28 protein-coding genes and 1 tRNA gene are annotated in these 26,376 nt (G+C 41.9%); 25 read left to right on the top strand and 4 right to left on the bottom strand.

Features of this window, described 5'->3' with window-relative positions:
• Positions 1–55 precede the first annotated feature (55 nt).
• The 9 genes from rsmA to pflA all read left to right on the top strand — a co-directional run bounded on the left by rsmA (position 56) and on the right by pflA (position 8,620).
• Complete coding sequence (rsmA, locus tag O3650_RS07815) at positions 56–928, top strand: 16S rRNA (adenine(1518)-N(6)/adenine(1519)-N(6))-dimethyltransferase RsmA (protein ID WP_371491852.1); 873 nt, start codon at positions 56–58, stop codon at positions 926–928.
• A gap of 1 nt (position 929) precedes the next feature.
• Entirely contained in the window at positions 930–1,808 is an 879-nt protein-coding gene (rsgA, locus tag O3650_RS07810; protein WP_371491869.1) for a ribosome small subunit-dependent GTPase A, read from the top strand.
• A gap of 10 nt (positions 1,809–1,818) precedes the next feature.
• Positions 1,819–2,475, top strand: coding sequence for a ribulose-phosphate 3-epimerase (gene rpe, locus O3650_RS07805; RefSeq protein ID WP_101786118.1), 657 nt, complete (start codon positions 1,819–1,821; stop codon positions 2,473–2,475).
• A complete protein-coding gene (locus O3650_RS07800) occupies positions 2,438–3,100 on the top strand; it encodes a thiamine diphosphokinase (RefSeq protein WP_261038619.1) in 663 nt (220 codons plus the stop codon). Before rpe ends, O3650_RS07800 begins: the two co-directional genes overlap by 38 nt.
• Position 3,101: 1 nt before the next feature.
• Positions 3,102–4,358, top strand: coding sequence for a DNA recombination protein RmuC (rmuC, locus tag O3650_RS07795; RefSeq protein ID WP_261038621.1), 1,257 nt, complete (start codon positions 3,102–3,104; stop codon positions 4,356–4,358).
• Entirely contained in the window at positions 4,348–5,289 is a 942-nt protein-coding gene (locus O3650_RS07790; RefSeq protein WP_101786112.1) for a 3'-5' exoribonuclease YhaM family protein, read from the top strand. Before rmuC ends, O3650_RS07790 begins: the two co-directional genes overlap by 11 nt.
• Before the next feature lie 266 nt (positions 5,290–5,555).
• On the top strand, positions 5,556–6,383 hold the full coding sequence (gene purR / locus O3650_RS07785; protein ID WP_023943469.1) for a pur operon repressor: 828 nt from the start codon (positions 5,556–5,558) through the stop codon (positions 6,381–6,383).
• Between the two features lie 66 nt (positions 6,384–6,449).
• The gene (locus tag O3650_RS07780) at positions 6,450–7,700 is read left to right on the top strand and encodes a diaminopimelate decarboxylase (RefSeq protein ID WP_101786110.1); all 1,251 of its coding nucleotides are present in this window, start codon (positions 6,450–6,452) and stop codon (positions 7,698–7,700) included.
• A 125-nt stretch (positions 7,701–7,825) separates the two neighbouring features.
• Positions 7,826–8,620, top strand: a complete 795-nt coding sequence (pflA, locus tag O3650_RS07775) for a pyruvate formate-lyase-activating protein (protein WP_101786108.1) — start codon at positions 7,826–7,828, stop codon at positions 8,618–8,620.
• A 224-nt stretch (positions 8,621–8,844) separates the two neighbouring features.
• Here the strand turns inward: pflA and yidC are convergent, their stop codons facing one another.
• Positions 8,845–9,771, bottom strand: coding sequence for a membrane protein insertase YidC (yidC, locus tag O3650_RS07770; RefSeq protein ID WP_060806083.1), 927 nt, complete (start codon positions 9,769–9,771; stop codon positions 8,845–8,847).
• A 77-nt stretch (positions 9,772–9,848) separates the two neighbouring features.
• Entirely contained in the window at positions 9,849–10,127 is a 279-nt protein-coding gene (locus O3650_RS07765; RefSeq protein WP_001174612.1) for an acylphosphatase, read from the bottom strand.
• 33 nt (positions 10,128–10,160) lie between these two features.
• Here O3650_RS07765 and O3650_RS07760 point away from each other — a divergent pair, with 33 nt between their 5' ends.
• The 11 genes from O3650_RS07760 (at position 10,161) to O3650_RS07710 (ending at position 18,972) form a co-directional block, all read left to right on the top strand.
• The gene (locus O3650_RS07760; RefSeq protein WP_023943452.1) at positions 10,161–10,901 is read left to right on the top strand and encodes an RNA methyltransferase; all 741 of its coding nucleotides are present in this window, start codon (positions 10,161–10,163) and stop codon (positions 10,899–10,901) included.
• A gap of 54 nt (positions 10,902–10,955) precedes the next feature.
• Entirely contained in the window at positions 10,956–11,639 is a 684-nt protein-coding gene (locus O3650_RS07755; protein WP_023943450.1) for a Bax inhibitor-1/YccA family protein, read from the top strand.
• A 111-nt stretch (positions 11,640–11,750) separates the two neighbouring features.
• The gene (gene asnA, locus O3650_RS07750; protein ID WP_000748005.1) at positions 11,751–12,743 is read left to right on the top strand and encodes an aspartate--ammonia ligase; all 993 of its coding nucleotides are present in this window, start codon (positions 11,751–11,753) and stop codon (positions 12,741–12,743) included.
• Positions 12,744–12,807: 64 nt separating this feature from the next.
• Positions 12,808–13,347 carry a 16S rRNA (guanine(966)-N(2))-methyltransferase RsmD gene (gene rsmD / locus O3650_RS07745; protein ID WP_004248990.1) on the top strand — a complete coding sequence of 180 codons (540 nt, stop codon included), beginning with the start codon at positions 12,808–12,810 and terminating at the stop codon, positions 13,345–13,347.
• On the top strand, positions 13,337–13,825 hold the full coding sequence (gene coaD, locus O3650_RS07740) for a pantetheine-phosphate adenylyltransferase (RefSeq protein ID WP_031227778.1): 489 nt from the start codon (positions 13,337–13,339) through the stop codon (positions 13,823–13,825). The genes rsmD and coaD overlap by 11 nt, the downstream gene beginning before the upstream one ends.
• Positions 13,809–14,846, top strand: coding sequence for a SepM family pheromone-processing serine protease (locus tag O3650_RS07735; RefSeq protein ID WP_153192803.1), 1,038 nt, complete (start codon positions 13,809–13,811; stop codon positions 14,844–14,846). Before coaD ends, O3650_RS07735 begins: the two co-directional genes overlap by 17 nt.
• Before the next feature lie 57 nt (positions 14,847–14,903).
• Entirely contained in the window at positions 14,904–15,134 is a 231-nt protein-coding gene (locus O3650_RS07730) for a DUF1146 family protein (protein WP_000250397.1), read from the top strand.
• Between the two features lie 23 nt (positions 15,135–15,157).
• The gene (gene murA, locus O3650_RS07725) at positions 15,158–16,441 is read left to right on the top strand and encodes a UDP-N-acetylglucosamine 1-carboxyvinyltransferase (RefSeq protein WP_077804678.1); all 1,284 of its coding nucleotides are present in this window, start codon (positions 15,158–15,160) and stop codon (positions 16,439–16,441) included.
• Positions 16,434–16,622, top strand: a complete 189-nt coding sequence (locus O3650_RS07720) for a DNA-directed RNA polymerase subunit beta (RefSeq protein WP_004245549.1) — start codon at positions 16,434–16,436, stop codon at positions 16,620–16,622. The genes murA and O3650_RS07720 overlap by 8 nt, the downstream gene beginning before the upstream one ends.
• A 39-nt stretch (positions 16,623–16,661) precedes the next feature.
• Positions 16,662–17,486: a DNA-entry nuclease EndA gene (endA, locus tag O3650_RS07715; protein ID WP_261083988.1), complete on the top strand. Its 825-nt coding sequence runs from the start codon at positions 16,662–16,664 to the stop codon at positions 17,484–17,486.
• A 154-nt stretch (positions 17,487–17,640) separates the two neighbouring features.
• Positions 17,641–18,972 (top strand): hemolysin family protein, encoded by a 1,332-nt coding sequence (locus tag O3650_RS07710; protein ID WP_261045382.1) that lies wholly within the window; start codon positions 17,641–17,643, stop codon positions 18,970–18,972.
• Between the two features lie 195 nt (positions 18,973–19,167).
• Here the strand turns inward: O3650_RS07710 and O3650_RS07705 are convergent.
• A tRNA-Cys gene (locus O3650_RS07705) sits at positions 19,168–19,238 on the bottom strand.
• Positions 19,239–19,405: 167 nt separating this feature from the next.
• On the opposite strand from O3650_RS07705, the gene O3650_RS07700 reads away from it, so the two are divergent.
• From O3650_RS07700 to O3650_RS07680, 5 genes are all read left to right on the top strand, one after another.
• A complete protein-coding gene (locus tag O3650_RS07700; RefSeq protein WP_203175232.1) occupies positions 19,406–21,394 on the top strand; it encodes a peptide ABC transporter substrate-binding protein in 1,989 nt (662 codons plus the stop codon).
• Between the two features lie 66 nt (positions 21,395–21,460).
• Positions 21,461–22,957 carry an ABC transporter permease gene (locus tag O3650_RS07695; RefSeq protein ID WP_000759914.1) on the top strand — a complete coding sequence of 499 codons (1,497 nt, stop codon included), beginning with the start codon at positions 21,461–21,463 and terminating at the stop codon, positions 22,955–22,957.
• Positions 22,957–23,883, top strand: a complete 927-nt coding sequence (gene oppC / locus O3650_RS07690) for an oligopeptide ABC transporter permease OppC (RefSeq protein ID WP_000103691.1) — start codon at positions 22,957–22,959, stop codon at positions 23,881–23,883. The genes O3650_RS07695 and oppC overlap by 1 nt, the downstream gene beginning before the upstream one ends.
• Before the next feature lie 8 nt (positions 23,884–23,891).
• Positions 23,892–24,959 (top strand): ABC transporter ATP-binding protein, encoded by a 1,068-nt coding sequence (locus O3650_RS07685; RefSeq protein WP_000159550.1) that lies wholly within the window; start codon positions 23,892–23,894, stop codon positions 24,957–24,959.
• 10 nt (positions 24,960–24,969) lie between these two features.
• Positions 24,970–25,896, top strand: a complete 927-nt coding sequence (locus tag O3650_RS07680; RefSeq protein ID WP_001291288.1) for an ATP-binding cassette domain-containing protein — start codon at positions 24,970–24,972, stop codon at positions 25,894–25,896.
• 60 nt (positions 25,897–25,956) lie between these two features.
• Here the strand turns inward: O3650_RS07680 and O3650_RS07675 are convergent.
• Positions 25,957–26,376 (bottom strand): transposase (locus O3650_RS07675; protein ID WP_371491844.1); only part of this gene is annotated, 420 nt, incomplete at its 5' end.

Below are 26,376 nucleotides of genomic sequence, written 5' to 3'. Positions count from 1 at the left end.
AAATGTAAGGGGAATGTGTTACAATAGTAGTAACAGATAATAGAAAAGAGAATAGATGAGAATTGCAGATTATAGCGTGACCAAGGCGGTGCTGGAGCGTCACGGTTTTACCTTTAAAAAGTCCTTTGGGCAAAATTTCTTGACGGATACCAATATCCTACAAAAAATCGTGGATACGGCTGAGATTGATGACCAGGTTAATGTTATCGAAATCGGGCCAGGGATTGGTGCCTTGACGGAGTTTTTGGCTGAGCGTGCAGCTCAAGTCATGGCCTTTGAGATTGACCACCGTTTGGTGCCGATTTTGGCAGATACCCTACGTGATTTTGACAATGTGACAGTGGTCAACGAGGACATTCTCAAGGTCGATTTGGCGCAGCATATCCAGAATTTCAAAAATCCTGACCTGCCAATCAAGGTAGTAGCTAACTTGCCTTATTACATCACGACGCCTATTCTCATGCACTTAATCGAGAGTGGGATTCCTTTTAGTGAGTTTGTCGTCATGATGCAAAAAGAAGTGGCAGACCGCATCTCGGCTCAACCAAATACCAAGGCATATGGCAGTCTGTCAATCGCGGTGCAGTATTACATGACTGCCAAGGTTGCCTTCATCGTACCTCGTACGGTCTTTGTGCCAGCACCAAACGTGGACTCTGCTATTTTGAAAATGGTGCGTCGTCCAGAACCAGCCGTAGCAGTGGAAGACGAGAGCTTCTTCTTTAAGATTTCCAAGGCTAGTTTCACTCATCGACGCAAGACTTTGTGGAACAATTTGACAGGTTACTTCGGCAAGACTGAAGAGGTCAAGGACAAGTTGACCAAGGCTTTGGACCAAGCAGGCTTGTCACCAAGTGTACGTGGGGAAGCTCTCAGCTTGGCAGAATTTGCCAGTCTAGCAGATGCGCTTAAAGAGCAAGGACTCTAAGATGCAGGGACAAATCATTAAAGCCTTGGCTGGGTTCTACTATGTAGAGAGTGATGACCAAGTCTATCAAACACGCGCGCGTGGGAATTTCCGAAAAAAAGGGCATACCCCTTACGTTGGGGACTGGGTAGATTTCTCTGCCGAGGAAAATTCAGAAGGCTATATCCTCAAGATTCATGAACGGAAAAACAGTCTGGTCCGTCCGCCTATTGTCAATATTGACCAAGCTGTGGTGATCATGTCTGTCAAGGAACCTGATTTTAACAGCAATTTGCTGGATCGTTTCTTGGTTCTTTTGGAGCATAAGGGCATCCATCCTATCATTTATATTTCTAAAATGGATTTGTTGGAAGATCGGTCAGAATTGGATTTTTACCAGCAGATCTATGGTGACATCGGCTATGACTTTGTGACCAGTAAAGAGGGACTCCTTCCTTTGTTAACAGGCAAGGTTACAGTCTTTATGGGGCAGACAGGTGTTGGGAAGTCAACCCTTCTCAATAAAATTGCACCAGACCTTAATCTTGAGACAGGAGAAATCTCAGATAGTCTGGGTCGTGGGCGCCATACCACTCGAGCTGTTAGTTTTTACAACCTCAATGGGGGTAAAATCGCAGACACACCAGGCTTTTCCTCACTGGATTATGAAGTATCAACGGCTGAAGACCTCAATCAGTCCTTCCCAGAGATTGCTAGTGTCAGTCGAGACTGTAAGTTCCGTACTTGTACCCATACCCATGAGCCGTCCTGTGCGGTCAAGCCAGCAGTTGAAGAAGGTGTTATTGCCACCTTCCGTTTTGACAACTACCTGCAATTTTTCAGTGAGATTGAAAATAGCAGAGAAACTTATAAAAAAGTCAGCAAAAAAATTCCAAAATAAGGAGAAACCTATGTCTCAATACAAGATTGCTCCGTCAATTCTGGCAGCAGATTATGCCAACTTTGAACGTGAAATCAAACGCCTAGAAGCAACTGGGGCAGAATATGCACATATCGACATCATGGATGGTCATTTTGTACCGCAAATCAGTTTTGGTGCGGGTGTGGTCGAATCTCTTCGTCCTCATAGCAAGATGGTCTTTGACTGCCACTTGATGGTAGCTAATCCAGAGCATCATTTAGAAGACTTTGCGCGTGCAGGTGCGGATATCATCAGCATCCATGTGGAAGCAACGCCTCATATTCATGGTGCCCTTCAAAAAATTCGTTCACTCGGTGTTAAACCTTCAGTCGTTATCAATCCTGGTACGCCTGTCGAGGCGATTAAGCATGTCCTTCATCTAGTTGACCAAGTTTTAGTCATGACAGTTAACCCTGGCTTCGGTGGGCAGGCCTTTCTACCAGAGACAATGGATAAGGTCCGTGAGTTGGTTGCGCTTCGTGATGAAAAAGGTTTGAAATTTGAGATTGAAGTTGATGGTGGGATTGATGATAAAACGATTGCCCAAGCCAAAGAAGCTGGTGCGACCGTTTTTGTAGCAGGTTCCTATGTCTTTAAGGGAGATGTCAATGAGCGAGTACAAACTCTCAGAAAACAACTGGACTAGGGTTGCCGTTTTTGCCGGTGGAGACCGCGGTCATTATCGTACAGACTTTGATAGTTTTGTCGGTGTGGATCGAGGCTCGCTCTGGGTCTTGGAGAAAAAACTACCTCTTGCTCTAGCAGTCGGAGATTTTGATTCTGTGACCGAAGAAGAGCGACAGGTGATTCAAAAACGTGCCCAGCATTTTGTCCAAGCCCGACCAGAAAAAGATGATACAGATTTGGAATTGGCTCTCTTAACCATCTTTGAGCAAAATCCTCAGGCTCAGGTTACTATTTTTGGTGCTTTGGGTGGCCGTATTGATCATATGCTGGCCAATGTCTTTCTGCCTAGCAATCCCAAGTTGGCACCCTATATGCGCCAGATAGTGATTGAGGATGGGCAAAACTTGATTGCCTATTGTCCAGAAGGGACAAGTCAGCTTGAACCCCGTTCAGACTACGACTATCTAGCCTTTATGCCAGTTCGGGATAGCCAGCTGACCATTCTCGGAGCCAAGTATGAGTTGACAGAGGAAAATTTTTTCTTTAAAAAAGTGTACGCTTCTAACGAATATATAGATAGGGAAGTGTCAGTGACTTGCCCAGATGGCTATGTGGTTGTACTGCATAGCAAGGACAGGAGGTAGGATGGAAAGTTTACTTGTTCTATTATTAATTGCCAATCTAGCTGGCCTCTTTCTGATTTGGCAAAGGCAGGATAAACAGGAAAAACATCTAGCCAAGAGCTTGGAGGATCAGGCAGATCACTTGTCAGACCAGTTGGATTACCGCTTTGAACAAGCCAGACAAGCCAGTCAGTTGGACCAAAAAGACTTGGAAGTAGCTGTCAGCGACCGTTTGCAGGAAGTGCGAATTGAGTTGCATCAAGGATTGACGCAAGTCCGTCAAGAAATGACAGAGAACCTCCTCCAAACCAGAGACAAGACGGACCAACGTCTTCAAGCCTTGCAGGAATCCAATGAGCAACGTTTGGAACAAATGCGCCAGACAGTCGAGGAAAAGTTGGAAAAGACCTTGCAGACGCGCTTGCAGGCTTCCTTTGAGACAGTTTCCAAACAACTGGAGTCAGTCAATCGTGGCCTTGGAGAAATGCAGACTGTTGCCCGCGATGTCGGAGCTCTCAATAAGGTTCTCTCTGGAACTAAGACACGAGGGATTCTGGGTGAATTGCAACTGGGGCAAATTATCGAAGATATCATGACACCAGCCCAGTATGAACGAGAATACGCAACGGTTGAAAACTCTAGTGAACGAGTGGAGTATGCCATCAAGTTACCTGGACAAGGCGACCAAGAGTACGTCTATCTACCAATTGACTCCAAGTTTCCACTAGCAGATTATTACCGTCTAGAAGAAGCATATGAAGCAGGTGATAGGGACGAGATTGAACGCTGTCGCAAGTCACTCCTAGCAAGTGTCAAGCGTTTTGCCAAGGATATCAAGAGCAAGTACATAGCACCGCCTCGGACGACCAATTTTGGAATCTTGTTTGTTCCGACAGAAGGTCTCTACTCAGAAATCGTCCGCAATCCTGTCTTCTTTGATGATTTGAGGCGGGATGAGCAGATTATTGTCGCAGGACCAAGTACCCTATCAGCCCTGCTTAACTCTCTATCAGTTGGCTTCAAGACTCTCAATATCCAAAAAAGTGCTGACCATATTAGCAAGACTCTTGCTAGTGTCAAGACTGAATTTGGCAAGTTTGGTGGCATTCTGGTTAAGGCACAAAAACACCTCCAACATGCCTCTGGCAATATTGATGAACTATTAAACCGTCGTACCACTGCTATCGAGCGGACGCTCCGTCACATTGAGTTGTCAGAAGGTGAGCCTGCGCTTGATCTACTCCATTTCCAAGAAAATGAGGAAGAATATGAAGATTAGTCACATGAAAAAAGATGAGCTGTTTGAAGGCTTTTACCTAATCAAATCAGTTGACCTGAGGCAAACTCGAGCTGGGAAAAACTACCTAGCCTTTACCTTCCAAGATGATAGTGGCGAGATTGATGGGAAGCTCTGGGATGCCCAACCTCATAACATTGAGGCCTTTACCGCAGGTAAGGTTGTCCACATGAAAGGGCGCCGAGAAGTTTATAACAACACCCCTCAAGTCAATCAAATTACTCTCCGCCTGCCTCAACCTGGTGAACCCAATGATCCAGCTGATTTCAAGGTCAAGTCACCAGTTGATGTCAAGGAAATCCGTGACTACATGTCGCAAATGATTTTCAAAATTGAAAATCCTGTCTGGCAACGAATTGTCCGAAATCTCTACACCAAGTATGATAAGGAATTCTACTCTTATCCAGCTGCCAAGACCAACCATCATGCCTTTGAAACGGGCTTGGCCTATCATACGGCGACCATGGTGCGCTTGGCCGATGCCATTAGCGAGATCTATCCTCAGCTCAATAAGAGTCTGCTCTATGCGGGGATTATGCTGCATGACTTGGCTAAAGTTATCGAGTTGACGGGACCAGACCAGACTGAGTATACAGTACGAGGTAATCTTCTTGGACATATCGCTCTAATTGATAGCGAAATTACCAAGACAGTTATGGAACTCGGTATTGATGATACCAAGGAAGAAGTCGTTCTGCTTCGTCACGTTATCCTCAGTCACCACGGCTTACTTGAGTATGGAAGCCCGGTCCGTCCACGTATTATGGAAGCAGAGATTATCCATATGATTGATAATCTGGATGCAAGCATGATGATGATGTCAACAGCTCTGGCTTTGGTGGATAAGGGAGAGATGACCAATAAAATCTTCGCTATGGACAATCGTTCCTTCTATAAACCAGATTTAGATTAATAATTTAAGAAAAATGAGCATTTTTTAGGACAAGAATGTTCGTTTTTTTATGTGAATATGGTATAATAAGTAAAAGACAAAAATGAATACTCTTCTAAAATCTCTTCAAACTAGGGTAGCATCGCCTTGTCGTATGTATATATGTAGGTATATTACAGACCTTGTCAGTTCTATCGACAATCTCAAAACAGTGTTTTGAACCACCAGCGACCAGCTTTCTAGTTTACTTTTTGATTTTTTGAATAAAAATGGAATAGGAAAAAGAAATGAAATTAAGAAGAAGTGATCGGATGGTTGTCATTTCCAACTATTTGATTAATAATCCTTATAAACTAACTAGTCTCAATACTTTTGCTGAAAAGTATGAATCTGCTAAATCATCTATCTCAGAAGATATCGTGATTATCAAACGCGCCTTTGAGGAAATCGAAATCGGTCACATTCAGACTGTAACTGGGGCTGGCGGAGGTGTTATCTTTACACCGTCTATTTCGAGTCAGGATGCTAAGGAAATGGTTGAAGACTTGCGTGCCAAGTTGTCAGAAAGTGACCGTATCTTGCCAGGTGGTTACATCTATCTGTCTGATTTGCTCAGCACACCAGCTATCTTGAAAAATATTGGTCGCATTATTGCCAAGAGCTTTATGGACCAAAAAATTGATGCGGTTATGACAGTAGCGACTAAGGGTGTTCCACTTGCAAATGCAGTTGCCAATGTCCTCAATGTTCCTTTTGTTATTGTGCGCCGTGACCTGAAAATTACCGAAGGTTCAACGGTTAGCGTCAACTATGTATCCGGTTCAAGTGGTGACCGCATTGAGAAAATGTTCCTTTCAAAACGTAGTCTCAAGGCAGGAAGCCGTGTCTTGATTGTGGATGACTTCTTGAAAGGCGGCGGAACGGTCAACGGGATGATTAGTCTCTTGCGTGAGTTTGATTCGGAATTGGCAGGTGTAGCAGTCTTTGCGGACAATGCCCAAGAAGAACGTGAAAAGCAGTTTGATTACAAGTCACTCTTGAAGGTAACCAATATTGATGTCAAGAACCAAGCCATCGATGTTGAGGTTGGCAATATCTTTGACGAAGATAAATAAGAGATAGAACTAAAGGTTGGAACGATTGTCCCAGCCTTTCTTTGCAAATAGAATAGAAGGAAACTTATGAAAACACCATTTATCAATAAAGAAGACTTAGAAGCGATTGTTGCCGAGTTCCCGACTCCCTTTCACTTGTATGATGAGAAGGGAATTCGTGAGAAGGCAAGGGCCGTCAACCAAGCCTTTTCGTGGAACAAGGGCTTTAAGGAATATTTTGCAGTTAAGGCTACTCCAACTCCAGCTATTTTGAAAATTCTCCAAGAGGAAGGTTGTGGTGTGGACTGCTCTAGTTATGTGGAACTTTTGATGAGCCATAAACTGAATTTCCCTGGTTCTGAGATTATGTTCTCTTCAAACAACACGCCAGATAAGGAATATGCCTATGCACGTGAATTAGGTGCGACCATTAACTTGGATGCTTTTGAAGATATTGAACATCTGGAGCGTGCAGCAGGCATTCCAGAAATTATTTCTTGTCGTTACAATCCTGGAGGCGTTTTTGAACTGGGGACAGACATTATGGACAATCCTGGAGAAGCCAAGTTTGGTATGACCAAGGACCAGCTCTTTGAAGCTTTTGCCATCTTGAAGGAAAAAGGAGCCAAGACTTTTGGGATTCACTCCTTCCTAGCATCCAATACAGTGACCCATCTCTATTATCCAGAGTTGGCTCGTCAGCTTTTTGAATTGGCTGTTGAAATCAAGGAAAAGTTGGGCATTTCGCTAGACTTTATCAATCTTTCTGGCGGTATTGGTGTCAACTATCGTCCAGACCAGGAGCCAAATGATATTGCCTTGATTGGTGAGGGAGTTCGTAAGGTGTATGAAGAGGTCCTTACGCCAGCAGGTCTTGGGCAGGTTAAGATTTTCACCGAATTGGGTCGTTTTATGTTGGCACCTCACGGTGCTTTGGTTACAAGAGTGACTCATAAGAAGGAAACCTACCGTACCTATCTAGGTGTGGATGCATCAGCAGTCAACCTCATGCGTCCAGCTATGTACGGAGCATACCATCATATTACTAACGTGACCCATCCAGATGGACCAGCTGAAGTTGTAGATGTGGTTGGTTCACTCTGTGAAAACAATGATAAATTTGCAGTAAATCGTGAACTACCTCATACAGAAATCGGTGATTTGCTGGTAATTCATGATACAGGTGCTCACGGTTTTTCCATGGGCTACCAGTACAACGCCAAACTTCGTTCTGCGGAAATCCTTTATACCGAAGAAGGTAAAGCCCGTCAAATCCGCCGTGCAGAGCGCCCTGAGGACTACTTTGCAACCTTGTATGGCTTTGATTTTGAAGAATAAAATGATAAGTAATTGAAAATGAAATTGAAAAACAGATTGCTTTCTAAAAAATAGGCAAAAATCTTGTTTTTCCTTCAAGTCATGATATAATAAAACTATAAAACGTTTTCAAGGAAGGTAACGATATGTCTGAAGAAACAATTGATTATGGACAAGTGACAGGAATGGTGCATTCGACAGAAAGTTTTGGGGCGGTAGATGGCCCTGGTATTCGCTTTATTGTCTTTTTGCAGGGCTGTCACATGCGTTGCCAGTATTGCCATAACCCGGACACTTGGGCTATGGAGTCCAATAAATCACGTGAACGGACGGTAGATGATGTCTTGACAGAAGCCTTGCGTTACCGCGGTTTCTGGGGAGACAAGGGAGGAATCACTGTCAGTGGAGGAGAAGCCCTCTTGCAGATTGATTTCCTGATTGCCCTCTTCACTAAGGCTAAGGAACAAGGAATCCACTGTACCTTGGACACCTGTGCCCTTCCTTTCCGTAATAAACCACGTTACCTTGAGAAGTTTGACAAACTCATGGCTGTCACTGACTTGGTTCTCTTGGATATCAAGGAAATCAATGAAGCACAGCATAAGATTGTCACTAGCCAAACCAATAAAAATATCTTGGCTTGTGCCCAGTATCTATCAGATATTGGAAAACCTGTCTGGATTCGCCACGTACTAGTTCCAGGATTGACAGACAGAGACGACGACTTGATTGAACTTGGTAAGTTCGTCAAGACCCTCAAAAATGTTGATAAGTTTGAAATTCTACCTTATCACACCATGGGAGAATTCAAGTGGCGTGAACTGGGAATTCCATATTCCCTCGAAGGGGTTAAACCACCAACAGCAGACCGAGTCAAGAACGCTAAAAAACTCATGGATACCGAAAGTTACCAAGACTATATGAAACGTGTACATGGATAAAAAGAAGCCTGATGGAAACATCGGGCTTTTGATACTCAATGAAAATCAAAGAGCAAACTAGGAAGCTAGCCGCAGGCTGCTCAAAACATGGTTTTGAGGTTGTGGATAGAACTGACGAAGTCAGTAACATATATACGGCAAGGCGAAGCTGACGTGGTTTGAAGAGATTTTCGAAGAGTATGACTTGCAAAAAGACTTAGCAAACTAGCTAAGCCTTTTTCTTCTTATCTCGAACGTTGTTTTCCAGCGTTGCGATTTTTGTGTTTTTTCTTGCTTGTGATAGCAGTTGGTTGTTCAGGGGTAACGTCTTTTCGTCCACTTGGTTTAGAGAAAGCACTTGCTTTTGGTGGGTTCTTGGCTAGTTCTTCACGGACTTTTTTGCGAAGTTTTGGACGAACGATATAGTTGACGATAAACTGTTGGAGAATCATCATGAAACCACCGACAACCCAATAAAGAGTGACACTAGCTGGTGAGATGAGGGAGAAGCCGGCAATCATGACTGGGCTCACGTAAGCCATTTTCTTGATTTGATCTCTTTGCGTTTCATCTTCTACTCCGTGAAGTGAGAGGAGTGATTGAAGATAGTAAAGGACACCAGCGCAGGCAGCTAAAATCATACTTGGAGAGCCTAGAGGAATTCCTAGGTAACTTGCTTGAGCGACACCTTCAGTATGTTGGGCAGCAAAGTAAATTGCAGAGAAGAAAGGCATTTGAAGGAGGATAGGGAAACATCCTACACCACCAAACATGCTGATGCCGTGTTCTTTTTGAGCGGCAAAGAGAGCTTGTTGGGCTTCGAGTTTTTCTTCTTGAGTAGTCGCTTCCTTGAGACGCGTTTGGTGTGGCTCAAGGACGTGCTTGAGGGCGTTCATCTTTTCAGAGTGAAGCGTTGCCTTCCATGATTGGTAGATACCAAGTGGCAAGATAATCAAGCGCACGATAATGGTTACGATGATGATAGCGACACCAAAGCCTAGACCTTGATCAGTAGCGAAGTACTTGATAGCTTCAGCCATAGGCGCTCCGATAGTATTCCAAATAAATCCTATTGGCTTTCCTGTGGCTTTATCGACGCTAACACAGCCAGTCAAGACAAGCAACATAGACACTCCCATAGCCGAGAGTGCAAAACGTTTAATAGATTTCACTGTTTTTATTCCTTCTTTAAAAATTATACCTTTCTATTCTACTGTTTTTTTACAAAATATACAATAGTTCTAGAGACCTAATTTGCGATTTTAAAGTCAGGGTAGGGAGGAAAGTTGCTTAGTTTGACATCTAAGTAGCTGACTTTTGAAAAAGGTGTGGGTCCTTTGCGGATTTCTTGGATAAATTTTGCCATGATAGCAGATGAGTCTGCTTGGGCTAAGATTTCCACTGTGCCATCGTCGTTATTCCATACTCGACCTGTGATGCCACCAATTTCAAGTGCCAGGCTGTAAACACCCCAACGAAAGCCGACTCCTTGCACCCTACCTTGGGCAATCATTCTAACCTTTTGCATACCAAACCCCTTTGATTGTGTTATAATATTTCTATGACTATTATAACCTCAAAAGCCAATTCTGTGGTAAAAAATGCCAAGAAATTACACCAAAAAAAATACCGAAAGACAGCCTACTTGATTGAAGGCTGGCACTTGTTTGAAGAAGCTGTTCAAGCTGGAGTGACGATTGAGAAAATCTTTGCCCTAGAAAGTTACCGAGATCAGCTAGCTGCTTTTCCGCAAACTGTCTGGGTGTCAGAAGATATTTTGCTAGATTTAGCGGATTCTCAGACTCCGCAGGGCATTGTTGCCGTGGTTCAAAAAGAAGAAGTAGGACAAGTTGATTTTAGTCAGGGCAAGTTCTTATTTTTGGAAGATGTGCAAGATCCTGGTAATGTGGGAACGATCATTCGGACTGCGGATGCAGCAGGCTATACAGGAGTGATTGTTTCTGATAAGTCGGCAGATATCTACAGTCTCAAGACCTTACGTTCGATGCAAGGCAGTCATTTCCATCTGCCCATTTACCGGATGTCGAGCCAAGCGCTTCTTAAGGAAACCAAAGAGGCAGCTGTCCCAGTGCTGGCAACAACCCTATCTAAAGATTCTGTTGATTACAGAGAACTGCCTTCTATAGAAAATTTTGTACTAGTCATGGGAAATGAGGGGCAAGGAATTAGTCCCCTCATGGCTGAAAGTGCAGATCAATTGGTCCATATTAGCATGAAGGGTCAGGCCGAGAGTCTCAATGTTGCCGTTGCAGCAGGTATTTTAATTTTCCATTTAAGCTAATTTTAACTTTCTTTGTTATAATCAAGGAAAGATGTTCATAGAAAAGGAGAAAAGATGAATCACACTATTATTCATGACCGCGCAGGTCTCAATCAATTTTACGCTAAGGTTTATGCCTTTGTTGGTCTAGGAATCGGACTATCCGCTTTGGTATCAGGCCTTATGTTGACGGTCTTTCAGTCTCAGTTGGTTTACTTTTTGATGCAGGGGCGTCTCTGGTTGACCATTGCAACATTTGCGGAGTTGGCCTTGGTTTTCGTTGCCAGTAGCATGGCTTCAAAGAATAGTCCAGCGGCTCTTCCAGTATTTTTACTTTACTCAGTATTAAACGGCTTTACACTCAGTTTTGTGGTGGCCTTCTATACTCCAGGTACAGTTTTATCTGCCTTTGTATCGAGCGCCCTTCTCTTCTTTGTTATGGCGGCAGTCGGTATGTTCACCAAGAAAGATTTGAGTGGCCTTGGTCGAGCGATGATGGCGGCTCTTATCGGTTTGCTGATTGCTATGGTAGTTAATATTTTCTTGGCTAGCGGTTTCTTTGATTATATGATTAGCGTAGCCATGGTTTTGGTCTTCTCTGGGCTGATTGCTTGGGACAACCAAAGAATTCGTCTCGCTTATGAACAATCACAAGGTCGTGTAGCGACAGGTTGGGTTGTGTCAATGGCTCTCAGTATTTATCTTGATTTTATCAATCTTTTCCTAAGTATTCTACGTATCTTCGGTCGTAATGACTAAAGGTCTATGAAATCAGTGTTTTGAATGACACTGATTTTTTTTAAAATTTCTCTTTTCTTTTCTTGGAAATAGGTGTATAATGCTTTTAATTAATTTTTTGAGGAGTAGTTTATGAAGAAAAGTTTTATCCACCAACAAGAAGAAATTTCCTTTGTCAAAAACACTTTTACTCAGTATTTGAAAGACAAGCTAGAAGTTGTCGAAGTTCAAGGTCCTATCTTGAGTAGGGTCGGTGACGGGATGCAGGACAACTTATCAGGTGTTGAGAATGCCGTATCGGTCAAGGTTCTCCAAATCCCTGATGCTACTTATGAAGTGGTGCATTCACTTGCTAAATGGAAACGCCATACTCTAGCTCGCTTTGGTTTCGGTGAGGGTGAAGGTCTTTTCGTCCACATGAAAGCCCTTCGTCCAGACGAAGACTCGCTGGATGCAACCCACTCTGTTTATGTTGACCAGTGGGACTGGGAGAAGGTTATCCCAAATGGTAAGCGTAACATCGCTTATTTAAAAGAAACAGTTGAGAAGATTTACAAGGCCATTCGCCTTACTGAGCTAGCTGTTGAAGCCCGCTATGACATCGAGTCAATCTTGCCAAAACAAATCACTTTTATCCACACAGAAGAGTTGGTAGAACGCTACCCAGACTTGACACCAAAAGAGCGTGAAAATGCTATTTGTAAAGAATTTGGAGCAGTCTTCTTGATCGGTATCGGTGGTGAATTACCAGACGGTAAACCGCACGATGGGCGTGCACCAGACTATGATGACTGGACAAGCGAATCTGAAAATGGCTACAAGGGTCTGAATGGCGATATTCTTGTCTGGAATGAGTCTCTAGGTGGAGCCTTTGAGTTGTCTTCTATGGGGATTCGTGTAGATGAAGAAACCCTTCGCCGTCAAGTAGAAATTACCGGTGATGAGGACCGCTTGGAATTGGAATGGCACAAGGCTTTGTTGAATGGCCTATTCCCGTTGACAATCGGTGGAGGAATTGGACAATCTCGTATGGCCATGTTCCTACTTCGCAAGAAACACATCGGAGAAGTGCAAACAAGTGTTTGGCCTCAGGAAGTCCGCGATACTTACGAAAATATTTTGTAGAGAATCGAACCGCAAGGTTCGGTTTTCTTTCTCTTTTCGCCTATAATTTGGTATAATAAACGGTATGAAAATCGTATCAGGAATCTATGGGGGACGCCCCCTCAAGACACTAGAAGGCAAGACGACAAGGCCCACTTCGGATAAGGTTAGGGGAGCCATTTTTAACATGATTGGTCCCTACTTTGAAGGTGGACGAGTCTTGGACCTTTATGCAGGTAGTGGTGGTTTATCTATCGAAGCAGTATCGCGTGGCATGTCTAGCGCTGTTTTGGTGGAGAGAGACCGTAAGGCTCAGACCATCGTGGCTGAAAATATTCGGATGACCAAGGAAGTTGGAAAATTTCAACTCCTCAAGATGGATGCAGAACGGGCATTGGAACAGGTATCTGGGGAATTCGACCTCATTTTCTTAGACCCTCCTTATGCCAAGGAACAAATCGTAGCAGATATTGAAAAAATGGCTGAGAGAGAGCTATTTTCTGAAGATATTATGGTCGTGTGTGAGACGGATAAGGCCGTTGAACTTCCGGAAGAAATTGCCTGCCTGGGTATCTGGAAGGAAAAAATTTATGGAATTAGTAAGGTGACAGTTTATGTCAGATAAGATTGGCTTATTCACAGGCTCATTTGATCCGATGACAAATGGGCATCTGGATATCATTGAACGGGCGAGCAGACTCTTTGATAAGCTCTATGTCGGTATTTTTTTTAATCCCCACAAACAAGGATTTCTTCCTATCGAAAATCGTAAACGGGGGTTAGAAAAGGCTTTGAAACATTTGGGAAATGTTAAAGTCGTGTCTTCTCATGATGAATTGGTGGTCGATGTCGCGAAAAGACTGGGGGCTACTTGTCTAGTGCGTGGTTTGAGGAATGCGTCTGATTTGCAATATGAAGCCAGTTTTGATTACTACAATCATCAGCTGTCTCCTAATATAGAGACCATTTATTTACATAGTCGACCTGAACATCTCTATCTCAGTTCATCCGGTGTTAGAGAGCTTTTGAAGTTTGGTCAGGATATTGCCGGCTATGTTCCTGATAGTATTTTGGAGGAAATAAGAAATGAAAAAAAAGATTAGATGGCCCTTATATGTCATTGCGGCCTTGATTGTGACTTTCTTGGCATTTGTAGTGCCCTTGCCCTACTATATAGAGGTTCCAGGTGGTTCGGAAGATATTCGCCAAGTCCTTAAAGTAAATGACACAGAAGATAAGGAAGCTGGGGCCTATCACTTCGTTACAGTTGGTGTCCAGCACGCTACTTTAGCCCATATGATTTATGCGTGGTTGACGCCTTTTACAGATATTCGTAGTGCTCAGGAGACTACAGGTGGATCTTCCGATGTTGAATTTATGCGGATCAATCAATTCTACATGCAAACATCGCAAAATATGGCCAAGTATCAAGGGCTAAAAACAGCTGGTAAGGATATTGAACTAAAATATCTTGGGGTTTATGTTTTGACTGTGACAGATAATTCGACCTTTAAAGGGATTCTCAACATCTCTGATACGGTCACAGCAGTTAATGATCAAACCTTTGACAGTTCCAAAGACTTGATTGATTATGTCAATTCTCAAAAATTAGGGGACTCCGTCAAGGTTACCTATGAAGAGGATGGGAAAACCAAGTCTGCAGAAGGTAAGATTATCACCTTGGAAAATGGCAAAAATGGAATTGGAATCGGCTTGATTGACCGTACAGAAGTAACCAGTGATGTCCCAATTCGCTTTTCAACAGCTGGTATTGGCGGTCCAAGTGCAGGTCTCATGTTTAGTCTGGCCATCTATACCCAAATAGCTGACCCTGGCCTTCGTAATGGCCGTATTGTTGCCGGTACAGGTACCATTGACCGTGATGGTAATGTGGGGGATATTGGAGGTATTGATAAGAAAGTTGTTGCTTCGGCTAGAGAAGGTGCCGCGATTTTCTTTGCCCCAGATAACCCTGTTAGCGAAGAAGAACAAAAAGCACATCCTGATGCGAAAAACAACTACCAAACAGCCCTAGAAGCAGCTAAAACAATCAAGACAGATATGAAAATCGTGCCTGTTAAAACCCTACAAGATGCAATTGATTACTTGAAACACAATCCTTAGTTTTTGAGTGAAGTTTCTAAACTAGCGCACAAACAGAGAAGATGGTATAATAGTCAAATGGTTCAATTATTATTCACTCTAAGCAGTCACATGCTCTTTATTTATGTGAGTTTTTACCTTTTAAAGAATCTTGTTAGATGGGAAAAGGTTTTAAAAGTGACAGCTGAGAATACAGGAAAAGTCCGTTTATTGATAGCTCTTTTCAGTATTGTCATGGGCTACATCATGAGTTCTTTCTTTATCAGCCTATATCAGTTGTGGCAAGAAGCGCTTAGAGGATTATTATAAAATCAAATGTAAAGGAAATAAGTATGGAAAAAATTGTGGTTCAAGGTGGCGATAATCGTCTGGTAGGAAGTGTTACGATCGAAGGAGCAAAGAATGCAGTCTTGCCCTTGTTGGCAGCGACTATTCTAGCAAGTGAAGGAAAGACCGTCTTGCAGAATGTTCCTATCTTGTCGGATGTTTTCACTATGAATCAGGTGGTTCGTGGTTTGAATGCCAAGGTTGATTTTGATGAGGAAGCTCATCTTGTCGAGGTGGATGCGACTGGAGATATCACTGAGGAAGCTCCTTACAAGTATGTCAGCAAGATGCGTGCATCTATCGTTGTCTTGGGTCCAATTCTTGCCCGTGTAGGTCATGCTAAGGTATCCATGCCAGGTGGTTGTACGATTGGTAGCCGTCCTATTGATCTTCATTTGAAAGGTCTGGAAGCTATGGGGGCTAAGATTAGTCAAACAGCTGGTTACATCGAAGCCAAGGCTGATCGCTTACATGGAGCTCATATCTATATGGATTTCCCAAGTGTTGGTGCTACTCAGAACTTGATGATGGCAGCGACGCTGGCTGATGGGGTGACAGTGATTGAAAATGCTGCGCGTGAACCTGAGATTGTTGACCTAGCTATTCTCCTCAATGAAATGGGAGCTAAGGTTAAGGGTGCTGGTACAGAGACCATTACCATTACCGGTGTTGAGAAACTTCATGGTACGACTCACAATGTAGTCCAAGACCGTATCGAAGCAGGAACCTTTATGGTGGCTGCTGCCATGACTGGTGGTGATGTCTTGATTCGAGACGCTGTCTGGGAGCACAATCGTCCCTTGATTGCCAAATTGCTTGAAATGGGAGTGGAAGTGACGGAGGAGACTGAAGGAATTCGAGTTCGCTCTCAACTAGAAAATCTAAAAGCTGTTCATGTGAAAACCTTGCCCCACCCAGGATTTCCAACAGATATGCAGGCTCAATTTACAGCCTTGATGACCGTCGCAAAAGGGGAATCAACTATGGTGGAGACAGTTTTCGAAAATCGTTTTCAACACCTAGAAGAAATGCGTCGCATGGGCTTGCACTCTGAGATTATCCGTGATACAGCTCGTATTGTTGGTGGACAAGCTTTGCAGGGAGCGGAAGTTCTTTCAACTGACCTTCGTGCCAGCGCAGCCTTGATTTTGACAGGTTTGGTAGCACAAGGAGAAACTGTAGTTGGTAAATTGGTTCACTTGGATAGAGGTTACTACCGTTTCCATGAGAAGTTGGCACAGCTAGGTGCTAAGATTCAGCGGATTGAGGCAAGTGATGAAGATGAATAAGAAATCAAGCTACGTAGTCAAGCGTTTACTTTTAGTCATCCTGGTACTGATTTTAGGTGTTTTAGCCCTAGGAATCGGTTTAATGGTAGGCTATGGAATCTTGGGCAAGGGTCAAGATCCATGGGCCATCCTGTCTCCAGCAAAATGGCAGGAATTGATTCATAAATTTACAGGAAATTAGGCTGGGAGACCAGCCTTTTTATAAAGAATAAGGAGAAATATGAACAAAAAAACAAGACAGACACTAATCGGATTGCTAGCGTTATTGCTTTTATCTGCAGGGAGCTACTATATCAAGCAGATGCAGTCGACAGCTAATAGTCCCAAAACCAAGCTTAGTCAGAAAAAACAAGCGTCTGAAGCTCCTAGTCAAGAATTGGCAGAGAGTGTCTTAACAGACGCAGTCAAGAGTCAAGTAAAAGGGAGTCTGGAGTGGAATGGCTCAGGTGCTTTTATCGTCAATGGCAATAAAACAAATCTAGATGCCAAGGTTTCAAGTAAGCCCTACGCTGATAATAAAACAAAGACAGTGGGCAAGGAAACAGTGCCAACCGTAGCAAATGCTCTCTTGTCTAAGGCTACTCGCCAGTACAAGAATCGTGAAGAAACTGGGAATGGTTCGACTTCATGGACTCCTCCAGGCTGGCATCAGGTTAAGAATCTAAAGGGTACTTATACCCATGCAGTTGATAGAGGGCACTTGTTAGGCTATGCCTTAATCGGTGGTTTGGATGGTTTTGATGCCTCGACAAGCAATCCTAAAAACATTGCTGTTCAAACAGCCTGGGCAAATCAGGCGCAAGCCGAGGATTCGACTGGTCAAAACTACTATGAAAGTATGGTACGTAAGGCCTTGGATAAAAACAAGCGTGTCCGTTACCGTGTAACTCTTTATTATGCTTCAAATGAGGATTTAGTTCCTTCAGCTTCACAGATTGAAGCCAAGTCTTCAGACGGAGAATTGGAATTCAATGTTCTAGTTCCAAATGTTCAAAAAGGGCTTCAACTGGATTACCGAACTGGAGAAGTAACGGTAACTCAGTAAAAGATAAGATAAACTCCTATGTCACTAGTGGATGTAGGAGTTCTTTTTTGGACAATTTAAGTAGAACTAGAATAGACACTGAGAAAAAATAATATGTACTGAGCTAATTTTTGTGATATAATAAAGGATAAGATACTATTTTAGGAGAAGAACTATGGAAGACCCAAGTAGTCAGAATTTGTTGCTACAATTTGTTTTATTGTTTATCTTGACGGTATTAAATGCCTTTTTCTCAGCCACAGAAATGGCTATGGTTTCACTTAACCGTGCGCGGGTTGAACAAAAGGCAGAAGAAGGAGATAGACGCTATATCCGTCTGCTTAAGGTACTAGAAAATCCTAACCACTTTTTATCAACCATTCAAGTAGGGATTACCCTGATTACGATCTTATCAGGGGCGAGTTTGGCAGAAACTCTGGGACGAGAAATTGCATCTTGGCTTGGAAATGGCGAAACATCTTATGCCGTTGCAAGTTTTCTATCTTTAGCATTTTTGACTTATATTTCCATCGTTTTTGGGGAATTGTATCCTAAGAGAATCGCTCTTAATCTAAAAGATGCCTTGGCCATTCGTACAGCGCCAGTTATCATTGGACTTGGGAAACTAGTTAGTCCCTTTGTTTGGCTCTTGTCTGCATCTACCAATCTCTTGAGTCGCTTGACCCCTATGACCTTTGACGATGCTGATGAAAAAATGACCCGTGATGAAATTGAGTACATGCTGACCAATAGTGAAGAAACACTAGATGCTGACGAAATTGAGATGTTACAAGGGATTTTTTCACTGGACGAATTAATGGCCAGAGAAGTTATGGTTCCTCGAACGGATGCCTTTATGGTCGATATTCAGGATGAGAGTCAAACCATTATCCAAAGTATTTTAAAACAAAATTATTCTCGTATCCCTGTCTATGATGGGGATAAGGATAACGTGATTGGGATCATTCACACCAAGAGTCTCCTTAAGGCGGGCTTTATGGACGGTTTTGACAATATTGTTTGGAAGAAAATCTTACAAGATCCACTTTTTGTTCCTGAAACCATTTTTGTGGATGACTTGTTAAAAGAATTGAGAAATACCCAAAGACAAATGGCAATCTTGCTGGATGAATACGGTGGGATGGCTGGTTTGGTGACACTTGAAGACCTCTTAGAGGAAATCGTTGGGGAAATCGATGATGAAACAGATAAGGCTGAAATCGAAGTTCATCAAATCGGAGAAGATACTTATATTGTTCAAGGTACCATGAATCTCAATGATTTTAATGACTACTTTGATGTCGAACTAGCAAGTGATGACGTTGATACCATCGCTGGTTACTATTTGACAGGAGTTGGGACCATTCCAACGACTGAGAAACTCAGTTATGAATTAGTCAGCCAAAACAAACAGCTTATCCTAACCAATGATAAAGTGAAAAATGGACGTGTTACCAAGGTAAAAGTCCAAATCACAGAAGTCGAAATAGAAGAAGAAACAGAGTAAATTAGAGGCTTTTGTCATCATGAGTGACAAAGCTTTTTTCAGTTGTTTTAAAAGGGAATAGTATCCTCGAAAAACTCAGCCCCAACCTTGCCCCAAAAGTTTTTTAAAATTATACGTATTTATTCGATGAAAAATAAAAAAGCCCTATTTTACGGGCTTTTTGTCTTGATAAATTCCGATAAATTCGGTACTGAAAGGCGGTAGACGGATTTGAACCGACGATCAAGCTTTTGCAGAGCCGTGCCTTACCACTTGGCTATACCGCCTTAACGTTTATTATTATACCTTGAAAATGATTTTCAGTCAATAGCTTTTTCAGATTTTTTGTGTTAATAAGCCTAAATATTCTGAAAATTCGTTTACTTTTATTGAAATATCTTAAAATATATGGTATAATCAATAATAACCTATACTTTATAAGAGGAGTAAATAAATGAAAAAAAGTCGAGTGCTTGCTGTAGCGGGGGCTACCTTATTAGCGTCAGGAGTTCTAGCTGCGTGTTCAAACACTAGTTCAAATAATGCTAAACTAGCAAAAGATTACCAATATGTTTATCAAACAGATCCAGAAACCTTGGATTATATCGTCAGCAATATCGATTCAACATCATTCGTCACAACAAATGCAGTAGATGGTTTGTTGGCTAATGATAAATATGGTAATCTGGTTCCTTCTATTGCTGAATCATGGACAGTTTCAAAAGATGGTTTGACTTATACCTATAAAATCCGTAAGGATGCTAAATGGGTAACTGCAGAGGGAGAGGAATACGCTCCTGTCACTGCTAAAGACTTCGTTACTGGTTTGAAACACGCCGTAGATGGAAAATCAAAAGGACTTTCAATCGTTAGCTCTTCTATTAAAGGATTAGAAGCCTATATCAAGGGTGAAACAAGCGACTTTTCAACCGTTGGAGTAAAAGCACTTGATGATCAAACACTAGAATATACTTTGAACCAGCCAGAAACTTTCTGGAATGACAAGACAACTAGTGGTGTTTTGATGCCGGTTAATGAAGAATTCTTAACTTCAAAAGGGGAAGTTTTTGGTTCCCCAACAGATGCTAACTCTATTCTTTATAACGGTCCATTTGTCTTGAAGGCTGTAACTCCTAAATCATCTATCGAGATGGCTAAAAATGATGCTTACTGGGACAAAGAAAATGTAAAAATTGAGAACGTTAAGTTCACTTTCTGGGATGGTAAGGACCAAGATGTGATTGCCAAAGGTTTTGCCGATGGTCAATATAGCAAAGCTCGTATCTTCCCTACAAGTTCGACATATGAAAAATATGCAGCTGACTTTAAAGATAACATTTACTTTAACGAACCAGGTGCTGGTGTTGCAACTGTCAGCTTGAACTATGGCCGTACAACCTATAACCACACTGCCAAAACAAGTGATGCCCAAAAGACATCTACTCAGAAAGCATTGCTAAACAAGGAATTCCGTCAAGCCTTGAACTTTGCAGTGGACCGTGCTTCTTACTCAGCTCAAACAAATGGTACTGATGGAGCCGCAGTAGCCATCCGTAATACGTTTGCACCTTATAATCTTCAAGTTGGTAAGAAAACATTTGGTGAATTGGTACAAGATAGCTTGGCTAAGACAAATTCTTCTACTTGGTCAAACGTGTCTCTAGCAGATTCTCAAAATGGACTTTACAATGAAGAAAAAGCGAAAGAAGTCTTTGCTAAAGCAAAATCAAGCCTACAAGCTGAAGGTGTTGAATTCCCAATCCACTTGGATGCCTTGGTTATCCAAGAATCAACAGCGGTTGTAAACCGTGTTCAATCATTGAAACAATCAATTGAAAAAGTATTGGGTTCAGATAATGTTGTTGTAGACTTACAACAAATGACTCAAGCAGAAGCTTTACCAATTTCATTTAGCGCTCCAACAGCTAAAGAACAAGACTGGGATATCCATACCTTGCTAGGATGGAACCCTGACTATCAAGATCCTTCTACTTTCTTGGATCAATTCGTCCTTAAGGGAGGAAGCACTCGCCTCTACCTTGGTATTGACCAAAACACAGATGCATCAGTAGTAAGCAAACTTGGTTTAGCTGACTATGGAAAATTACTTGATGACGCAAACAGCGAAAACCAAGATGTTCAAAAACGTTATGAAAAATACGCGGTGGCACAAGCTTGGTTGACTGATAATGCTTTGACAATTCCAGTAATGGCTTCTCCTAAAGAAACAGCCGTTTCATATGTTTCAAAAGTTCTACCATTTAGCTCTTCATATTCAGTAGCCGGCCTTAAAGGTGAAAATTCAGGATACTTGAAGTACACTGAAGTTGGTGAAAAAGCAATCACCAAAGAAGAGTATGAAAAAGCTCGTGAAAAATGGTTGAAAGAAAAGACTGAGTCAAACGAGAAAGCTCAAAAAGAATTGGCAAGTCATGTGAAGTAAATAATTTTCAATAGAACTTTCTCTCCATGAGGAGAAGGTTCTTTTGGGATTTTTAAAGGAAATGATATGAAAAAATATATTTTTATGCGTGTTTTGCGGTCCTTGGTTTCTATCTTCTTAGTAACAACCTTGACCTACACGATTATCTATACAATGGTTCCTCGAAAATTGATTTTCAAACAGGATACCAACTATAATAAGATTGCGACAACGGCTGATAAACGTGATAACTATGAGAATACCGTTTATGAGCGTATGGGCTATATCGAGTACTACGATACTAAAGAGTTGCAAGAAAAAGCTAGCCAGATGGATGCTTCTGTAACAGTTGAAGCCAATGACACCAACAAGGCTATCTATGAAAAATACATCAAACAAATCGGTCATGGTTGGACCTTGGGAGAATTTACTGAAAGTGGCCAATTCTACGCTACTCGTGAAATCCCAATTTTTGAACGTGTTTTTCACTTCTATGCCAACTTGATTGACATTGATCATACAAATAAAATTCAAGACCCTGAAAATCCAGACTTGAAGCGTTACCTTCGTTTCGAAAACGATCCAGCGATCGGATGGTCATTGGTTGGTTCAGGAACTAAACATAAATATCTCTTGTACTTCAACAGTCAGTTCCCATTTGTGCATCAAAACTTTGTGAACATTAATTTAGGTGACTCCTATCCAACCTATGCTAATAGCCCTGTTTTACAGGTTATTACTCAGGGACAAGGACAAACAAAAACATCTCAAGTTCAGTTCCCAACAGGTAAGAAAACTTCTTCTGTAAATATTTACTCAAGAACCTACAAATCACCTAGTCAGGCTGATTCACGTGAAGTAGCTAACTATGGGAAAGATGACCCATATACTGCAACTGAAAGCAACTACCAATATCCTTCTATGATTGCCAGCTCTGCTGTCGTTGGATTGATCGGTTTGGTGATTTCTTATGCGATTGCTGTGCCACTTGGTTCAGCTATGGCTCGCTTCAAGAATACTTGGATTGATAGCTTTTCAACAGGGGCTTTGACCTTCTTGATGGCTCTTCCAACAATTGCCTTGGTTTATATCGTTCGTTTAGCTGGTTCTTCAATCGGTTTGCCAGATTCATTCCCTATCTTGGGTGCTGGAGATTGGCGTTCGTATGTTTTACCAGCAGTTATCCTTGGTTTGTTGGGTGCTCCTGGTACAGCTATTTGGATTCGTCGTTACATGATTGATTTACAATCACAGGACTTTGTTCGTTTTGCTCGTGCCAAAGGTTTGTCTGAAAAAGAAATTTCAAACAAACACATCTTTAAAAATGCCATGGTTCCGCTGGTTTCAGGAATTCCTGGTGCTGTTATCGGGGTTATCGGTGGTGCAACCCTTACTGAAACAGTCTTCGCTTTCCCAGGTATGGGTAAAATGTTGATTGACTCTGTAAAAGCATCTAATAACTCTATGGTCGTTGGTCTTGTCTTCATCTTTACATGTATTTCTATCTTCTCACTTCTTTTGGGAGATATTTGGATGACGATTATTGACCCACGTATTAAATTGACTGAGAAGGGAGGCAAATAATGTCTACAATCGATAAAGAAAAATTTCAGTTTGTAAAACGTGACGATTTTGCCTCTGAAGCCATTGATGCGCCAGCTTATTCATACTGGGGTTCAGTGTTTAGACAATTTATGAAGAAGAAATCAACTGTAGTCATGTTGGGAATCTTGGTAGCTATCATTTTGATGAGTTTCATCTACCCAATGTTTTCTAAGTTTGATTTCAATGATGTCAGCAAGGTAAATGACTTTAGTGCTCGTTATATCAAGCCAAATGCTGAGCATTGGTTCGGTACTGACAGTAACGGTAAATCGCTCTTTGACGGTGTTTGGTTCGGAGCTCGTAACTCTATCCTCATTTCTGTGATTGCGACAGTGATTAACTTGGTTATCGGTGTCTTTGTCGGTGGTATTTGGGGAATTTCAAAATCAGTTGACCGTGTGATGATGGAAGTTTATAACGTCATCTCAAACATCCCATCTCTTTTGATTGTCATTGTCTTGACTTACTCAATCGGAGCTGGATTCTGGAATCTGATTTTTGCCATGAGTGTAACAACATGGATTGGGATTGCCTTCATGATTCGTGTGCAAATCTTGCGTTATCGTGATTTGGAATACAACTTGGCGTCACGTACTTTGGGAACACCAACCTTGAAGATTGTTGCTAAAAACATCATGCCTCAATTGGTATCTGTTATTGTGACAACCATGACTCAAATGCTTCCGAGCTTTATCTCATACGAAGCCTTCTTGTCTTTCTTTGGTCTTGGATTACCAATTACCGTGCCAAGTTTGGGTCGTTTGATTTCGGATTATTCACAAAACGTAACAACCAATGCTTACTTGTTCTGGATTCCATTGACAACTCTTGTCTTGGTATCCTTGTCCCTTTTCGTAGTTGGTCAAAACTTAGCGGATGCTAGTGATCCACGTACACATAGATAGGAGTAGAAATGACAAAAGAAAAAAATGTAATTTTGACTGCTCGCGATATTGTCGTGGAATTTGACGTTCGTGACAAAGTATTGACAGCAATTCGCGGCGTTTCCCTTGAACTAGTTGAAGGAGAAGTACTAGCCTTGGTAGGTGAGTCAGGATCAGGGAAATCTGTTTTGACAAAGACCTTCACAGGTATGCTTGAAGAAAATGGTCGCATTGCCCAAGGAAGTATTGACTACCGTGGTCAGGATTTGACAGCCTTGTCTTCTCACAAGGATTGGGAACAAATTCGTGGTGCTAAGATTGCGACTATCTTCCAAGATCCAATGACTAGTTTGGACCCGATTAAAACAATTGGTAGTCAGATTACAGAAGTTATTGTGAAACACCAAGGAAAAACAGCTAAAGAAGCGAAAGAATTGGCCATTGACTACATGAATAAGGTTGGGATTCCAGACGCAGATAGACGTTTTGATGAATACCCCTTCCAATATTCTGGAGGAATGCGTCAACGTATCGTTATTGCTATTGCCCTTGCCTGCCGTCCTGATGTCTTGATCTGTGATGAGCCAACGACTGCCTTGGATGTAACTATTCAAGCTCAGATTATTGATTTGCTAAAATCTTTACAAAACGAGTACCATTTCACAACAATCTTTATCACTCACGACCTTGGTGTGGTGGCAAGTATTGCGGATAAGGTAGCGGTTATGTATGCAGGAGAAATCGTTGAGTATGGAACTGTTGAGGAAGTCTTCTATGACCCTCGCCATCCATATACATGGAGTCTCTTGTCTAGCTTGCCTCAGCTTGCTGATGATAAAGGGGATCTTTACTCAATCCCAGGAACACCTCCGTCACTTTATACTGACCTGAAAGGGGATGCCTTTGCCTTGCGCTCTGACTATGCAATGCAGATTGACTTCGAACAAAAAGCTCCTCAATTCTCAGTATCAGAGACACATTGGGCTAAAACTTGGCTACTTCATGAGGATGCTCCAAAAGTAGAAAAACCAGCTGTGATTGCAAATCTCCATGATAAGATCCGTGAAAAAATGGGATTTGCCCATCTGGCTGACTAGGAGGAAGGAAATGTCTGAAAAATTAGTAGAAATCAAAGATTTAGAAATTTCCTTCGGTGAAGGAAGTAAGAAGTTTGTCGCGGTTAAAAATGCTAACTTCTTTATCAATAAGGGAGAAACGTTCTCGCTTGTAGGTGAGTCAGGTAGTGGGAAAACAACTATTGGTCGTGCTATCATTGGTCTAAATGACACAAGTAATGGTGATATTATTTTTGATGGTCAAAAGATTAATGGTAAGAAATCGCGTGAACAAGCTGCGGAATTGATTCGTCGTATCCAGATGATTTTCCAAGACCCTGCCGCAAGTTTGAATGAACGTGCGACTGTTGATTATATTATTTCTGAAGGTCTTTACAATCACCGTCTGTTCAAAGATGAAGAAGAACGTAAAGAGAAAGTTAAAAATATTATCCGTGAAGTAGGTCTTCTTGCTGAGCACTTGACTCGTTACCCTCATGAGTTTTCAGGTGGTCAACGCCAACGTATCGGTATTGCCCGTGCCTTGGTCATGCAACCAGACTTTGTTATTGCAGATGAGCCTATTTCGGCCTTGGACGTTTCTGTTCGTGCCCAAGTCTTGAACTTGCTCAAAAAATTCCAAAAAGAACTTGGTTTGACCTATCTCTTTATCGCCCATGACTTGTCTGTCGTTCGTTTTATTTCAGATCGTATCGCAGTTATTTACAAGGGTGTTATTGTAGAGGTTGCAGAAACAGAAGAATTGTTTAACAATCCAATCCACCCGTATACTCAAGCCTTGCTTTCAGCGGTACCAATCCCAGATCCAATCTTGGAACGTAAGAAGGTCTTGAAGGTTTACGACCCAAGTCAACACGACTATGAGACTGACAAACCTTCTATGGTAGAAATCCGTCCAGGTCACTATGTTTGGGCTAACCAAGCTGAATTGGCACGTTATCAACAAGGATTAAACTAATAATGGTTTTATAATTTCCATAAAAAGGCTCTTTGTCAACTGTAGTGGGTTGAAGAAAAGCTAAGATCTAGAAAGGACGAAATTTGTCCTTTCTTTTTTGATATTGAGAGCGATAAAAATTCGTTTTTTGAAGTTTTCAAAGTTCCGAAATCCAAAGGCATTTCGTTTGATAAGTTTAACGAGATTATTGGTCGCTTCCAGTTTGGCGTTAGAATAGGGGAGTTGAAGGGCGTTGACGATTTTCTCTTTGTCCTTTAGAAAGGTTTTAAAGACAGTCTGAAAAAGATGATGAACCTGCTTTAGATTGTCCTCAATAAGTCCGAAGAATTTGTCAGGTTCCTTGTTCTGAAAGTGAAAAAGCAAGAGTTGATAGAGATTGTAGTGGTGTTTCAAGTCTTCTGAATAGCTCAAAATCTTGTCTAGAATCTCTTTATTCGTTAAGTGCATACGAAAAGTAGGGCGATAAAATCGTTTATCACT

This window comes from Streptococcus sp. 20925_1_24, from assembly GCF_041432335.1.
Taxonomy (GTDB): Bacteria; Bacillota; Bacilli; order Lactobacillales; family Streptococcaceae; genus Streptococcus; species Streptococcus mitis_BM.
Note: the sequence above shows the minus strand (reverse complement) of the source record. Positions and strands in the feature narration are given on the sequence as shown.

What these genes read in the sequence shown, in the direction of transcription:
- rsgA (WP_371491869.1), top strand. Translation starts at nt 930, where the DNA reads ATGCAGGGACAAATCATTAAAGCCTTGGCTGGGTTCTACTATGTAGAG.
- O3650_RS07755 (WP_023943450.1), top strand. Translation starts at nt 10,956, where the DNA reads ATGAATCACACTATTATTCATGACCGCGCAGGTCTCAATCAATTTTAC.
- coaD (WP_031227778.1), top strand. Translation starts at nt 13,337, where the DNA reads ATGTCAGATAAGATTGGCTTATTCACAGGCTCATTTGATCCGATGACA.
- O3650_RS07695 (WP_000759914.1), top strand. Translation starts at nt 21,461, where the DNA reads ATGAAAAAATATATTTTTATGCGTGTTTTGCGGTCCTTGGTTTCTATC.
- asnA (WP_000748005.1), top strand. Translation starts at nt 11,751, where the DNA reads ATGAAGAAAAGTTTTATCCACCAACAAGAAGAAATTTCCTTTGTCAAA.
- murA (WP_077804678.1), top strand. Translation starts at nt 15,158, where the DNA reads ATGGAAAAAATTGTGGTTCAAGGTGGCGATAATCGTCTGGTAGGAAGT.
- pflA (WP_101786108.1), top strand. Translation starts at nt 7,826, where the DNA reads ATGTCTGAAGAAACAATTGATTATGGACAAGTGACAGGAATGGTGCAT.
- O3650_RS07680 (WP_001291288.1), top strand. Translation starts at nt 24,970, where the DNA reads ATGTCTGAAAAATTAGTAGAAATCAAAGATTTAGAAATTTCCTTCGGT.
- purR (WP_023943469.1), top strand. Translation starts at nt 5,556, where the DNA reads ATGAAATTAAGAAGAAGTGATCGGATGGTTGTCATTTCCAACTATTTG.
- rsmA (WP_371491852.1), top strand. Translation starts at nt 56, where the DNA reads ATGAGAATTGCAGATTATAGCGTGACCAAGGCGGTGCTGGAGCGTCAC.
- O3650_RS07800 (WP_261038619.1), top strand. Translation starts at nt 2,438, where the DNA reads ATGAGCGAGTACAAACTCTCAGAAAACAACTGGACTAGGGTTGCCGTT.
- O3650_RS07730 (WP_000250397.1), top strand. Translation starts at nt 14,904, where the DNA reads ATGGTTCAATTATTATTCACTCTAAGCAGTCACATGCTCTTTATTTAT.
- rsmD (WP_004248990.1), top strand. Translation starts at nt 12,808, where the DNA reads ATGAAAATCGTATCAGGAATCTATGGGGGACGCCCCCTCAAGACACTA.
- O3650_RS07780 (WP_101786110.1), top strand. Translation starts at nt 6,450, where the DNA reads ATGAAAACACCATTTATCAATAAAGAAGACTTAGAAGCGATTGTTGCC.
- O3650_RS07720 (WP_004245549.1), top strand. Translation starts at nt 16,434, where the DNA reads ATGAATAAGAAATCAAGCTACGTAGTCAAGCGTTTACTTTTAGTCATC.
- O3650_RS07765 (WP_001174612.1), bottom strand. Translation starts at nt 10,127, where the DNA reads ATGCAAAAGGTTAGAATGATTGCCCAAGGTAGGGTGCAAGGAGTCGGC.
- rmuC (WP_261038621.1), top strand. Translation starts at nt 3,102, where the DNA reads ATGGAAAGTTTACTTGTTCTATTATTAATTGCCAATCTAGCTGGCCTC.
- O3650_RS07710 (WP_261045382.1), top strand. Translation starts at nt 17,641, where the DNA reads ATGGAAGACCCAAGTAGTCAGAATTTGTTGCTACAATTTGTTTTATTG.
- O3650_RS07685 (WP_000159550.1), top strand. Translation starts at nt 23,892, where the DNA reads ATGACAAAAGAAAAAAATGTAATTTTGACTGCTCGCGATATTGTCGTG.
- O3650_RS07760 (WP_023943452.1), top strand. Translation starts at nt 10,161, where the DNA reads ATGACTATTATAACCTCAAAAGCCAATTCTGTGGTAAAAAATGCCAAG.
- endA (WP_261083988.1), top strand. Translation starts at nt 16,662, where the DNA reads ATGAACAAAAAAACAAGACAGACACTAATCGGATTGCTAGCGTTATTG.
- oppC (WP_000103691.1), top strand. Translation starts at nt 22,957, where the DNA reads ATGTCTACAATCGATAAAGAAAAATTTCAGTTTGTAAAACGTGACGAT.
- O3650_RS07790 (WP_101786112.1), top strand. Translation starts at nt 4,348, where the DNA reads ATGAAGATTAGTCACATGAAAAAAGATGAGCTGTTTGAAGGCTTTTAC.
- O3650_RS07700 (WP_203175232.1), top strand. Translation starts at nt 19,406, where the DNA reads ATGAAAAAAAGTCGAGTGCTTGCTGTAGCGGGGGCTACCTTATTAGCG.
- rpe (WP_101786118.1), top strand. Translation starts at nt 1,819, where the DNA reads ATGTCTCAATACAAGATTGCTCCGTCAATTCTGGCAGCAGATTATGCC.
- O3650_RS07735 (WP_153192803.1), top strand. Translation starts at nt 13,809, where the DNA reads ATGAAAAAAAAGATTAGATGGCCCTTATATGTCATTGCGGCCTTGATT.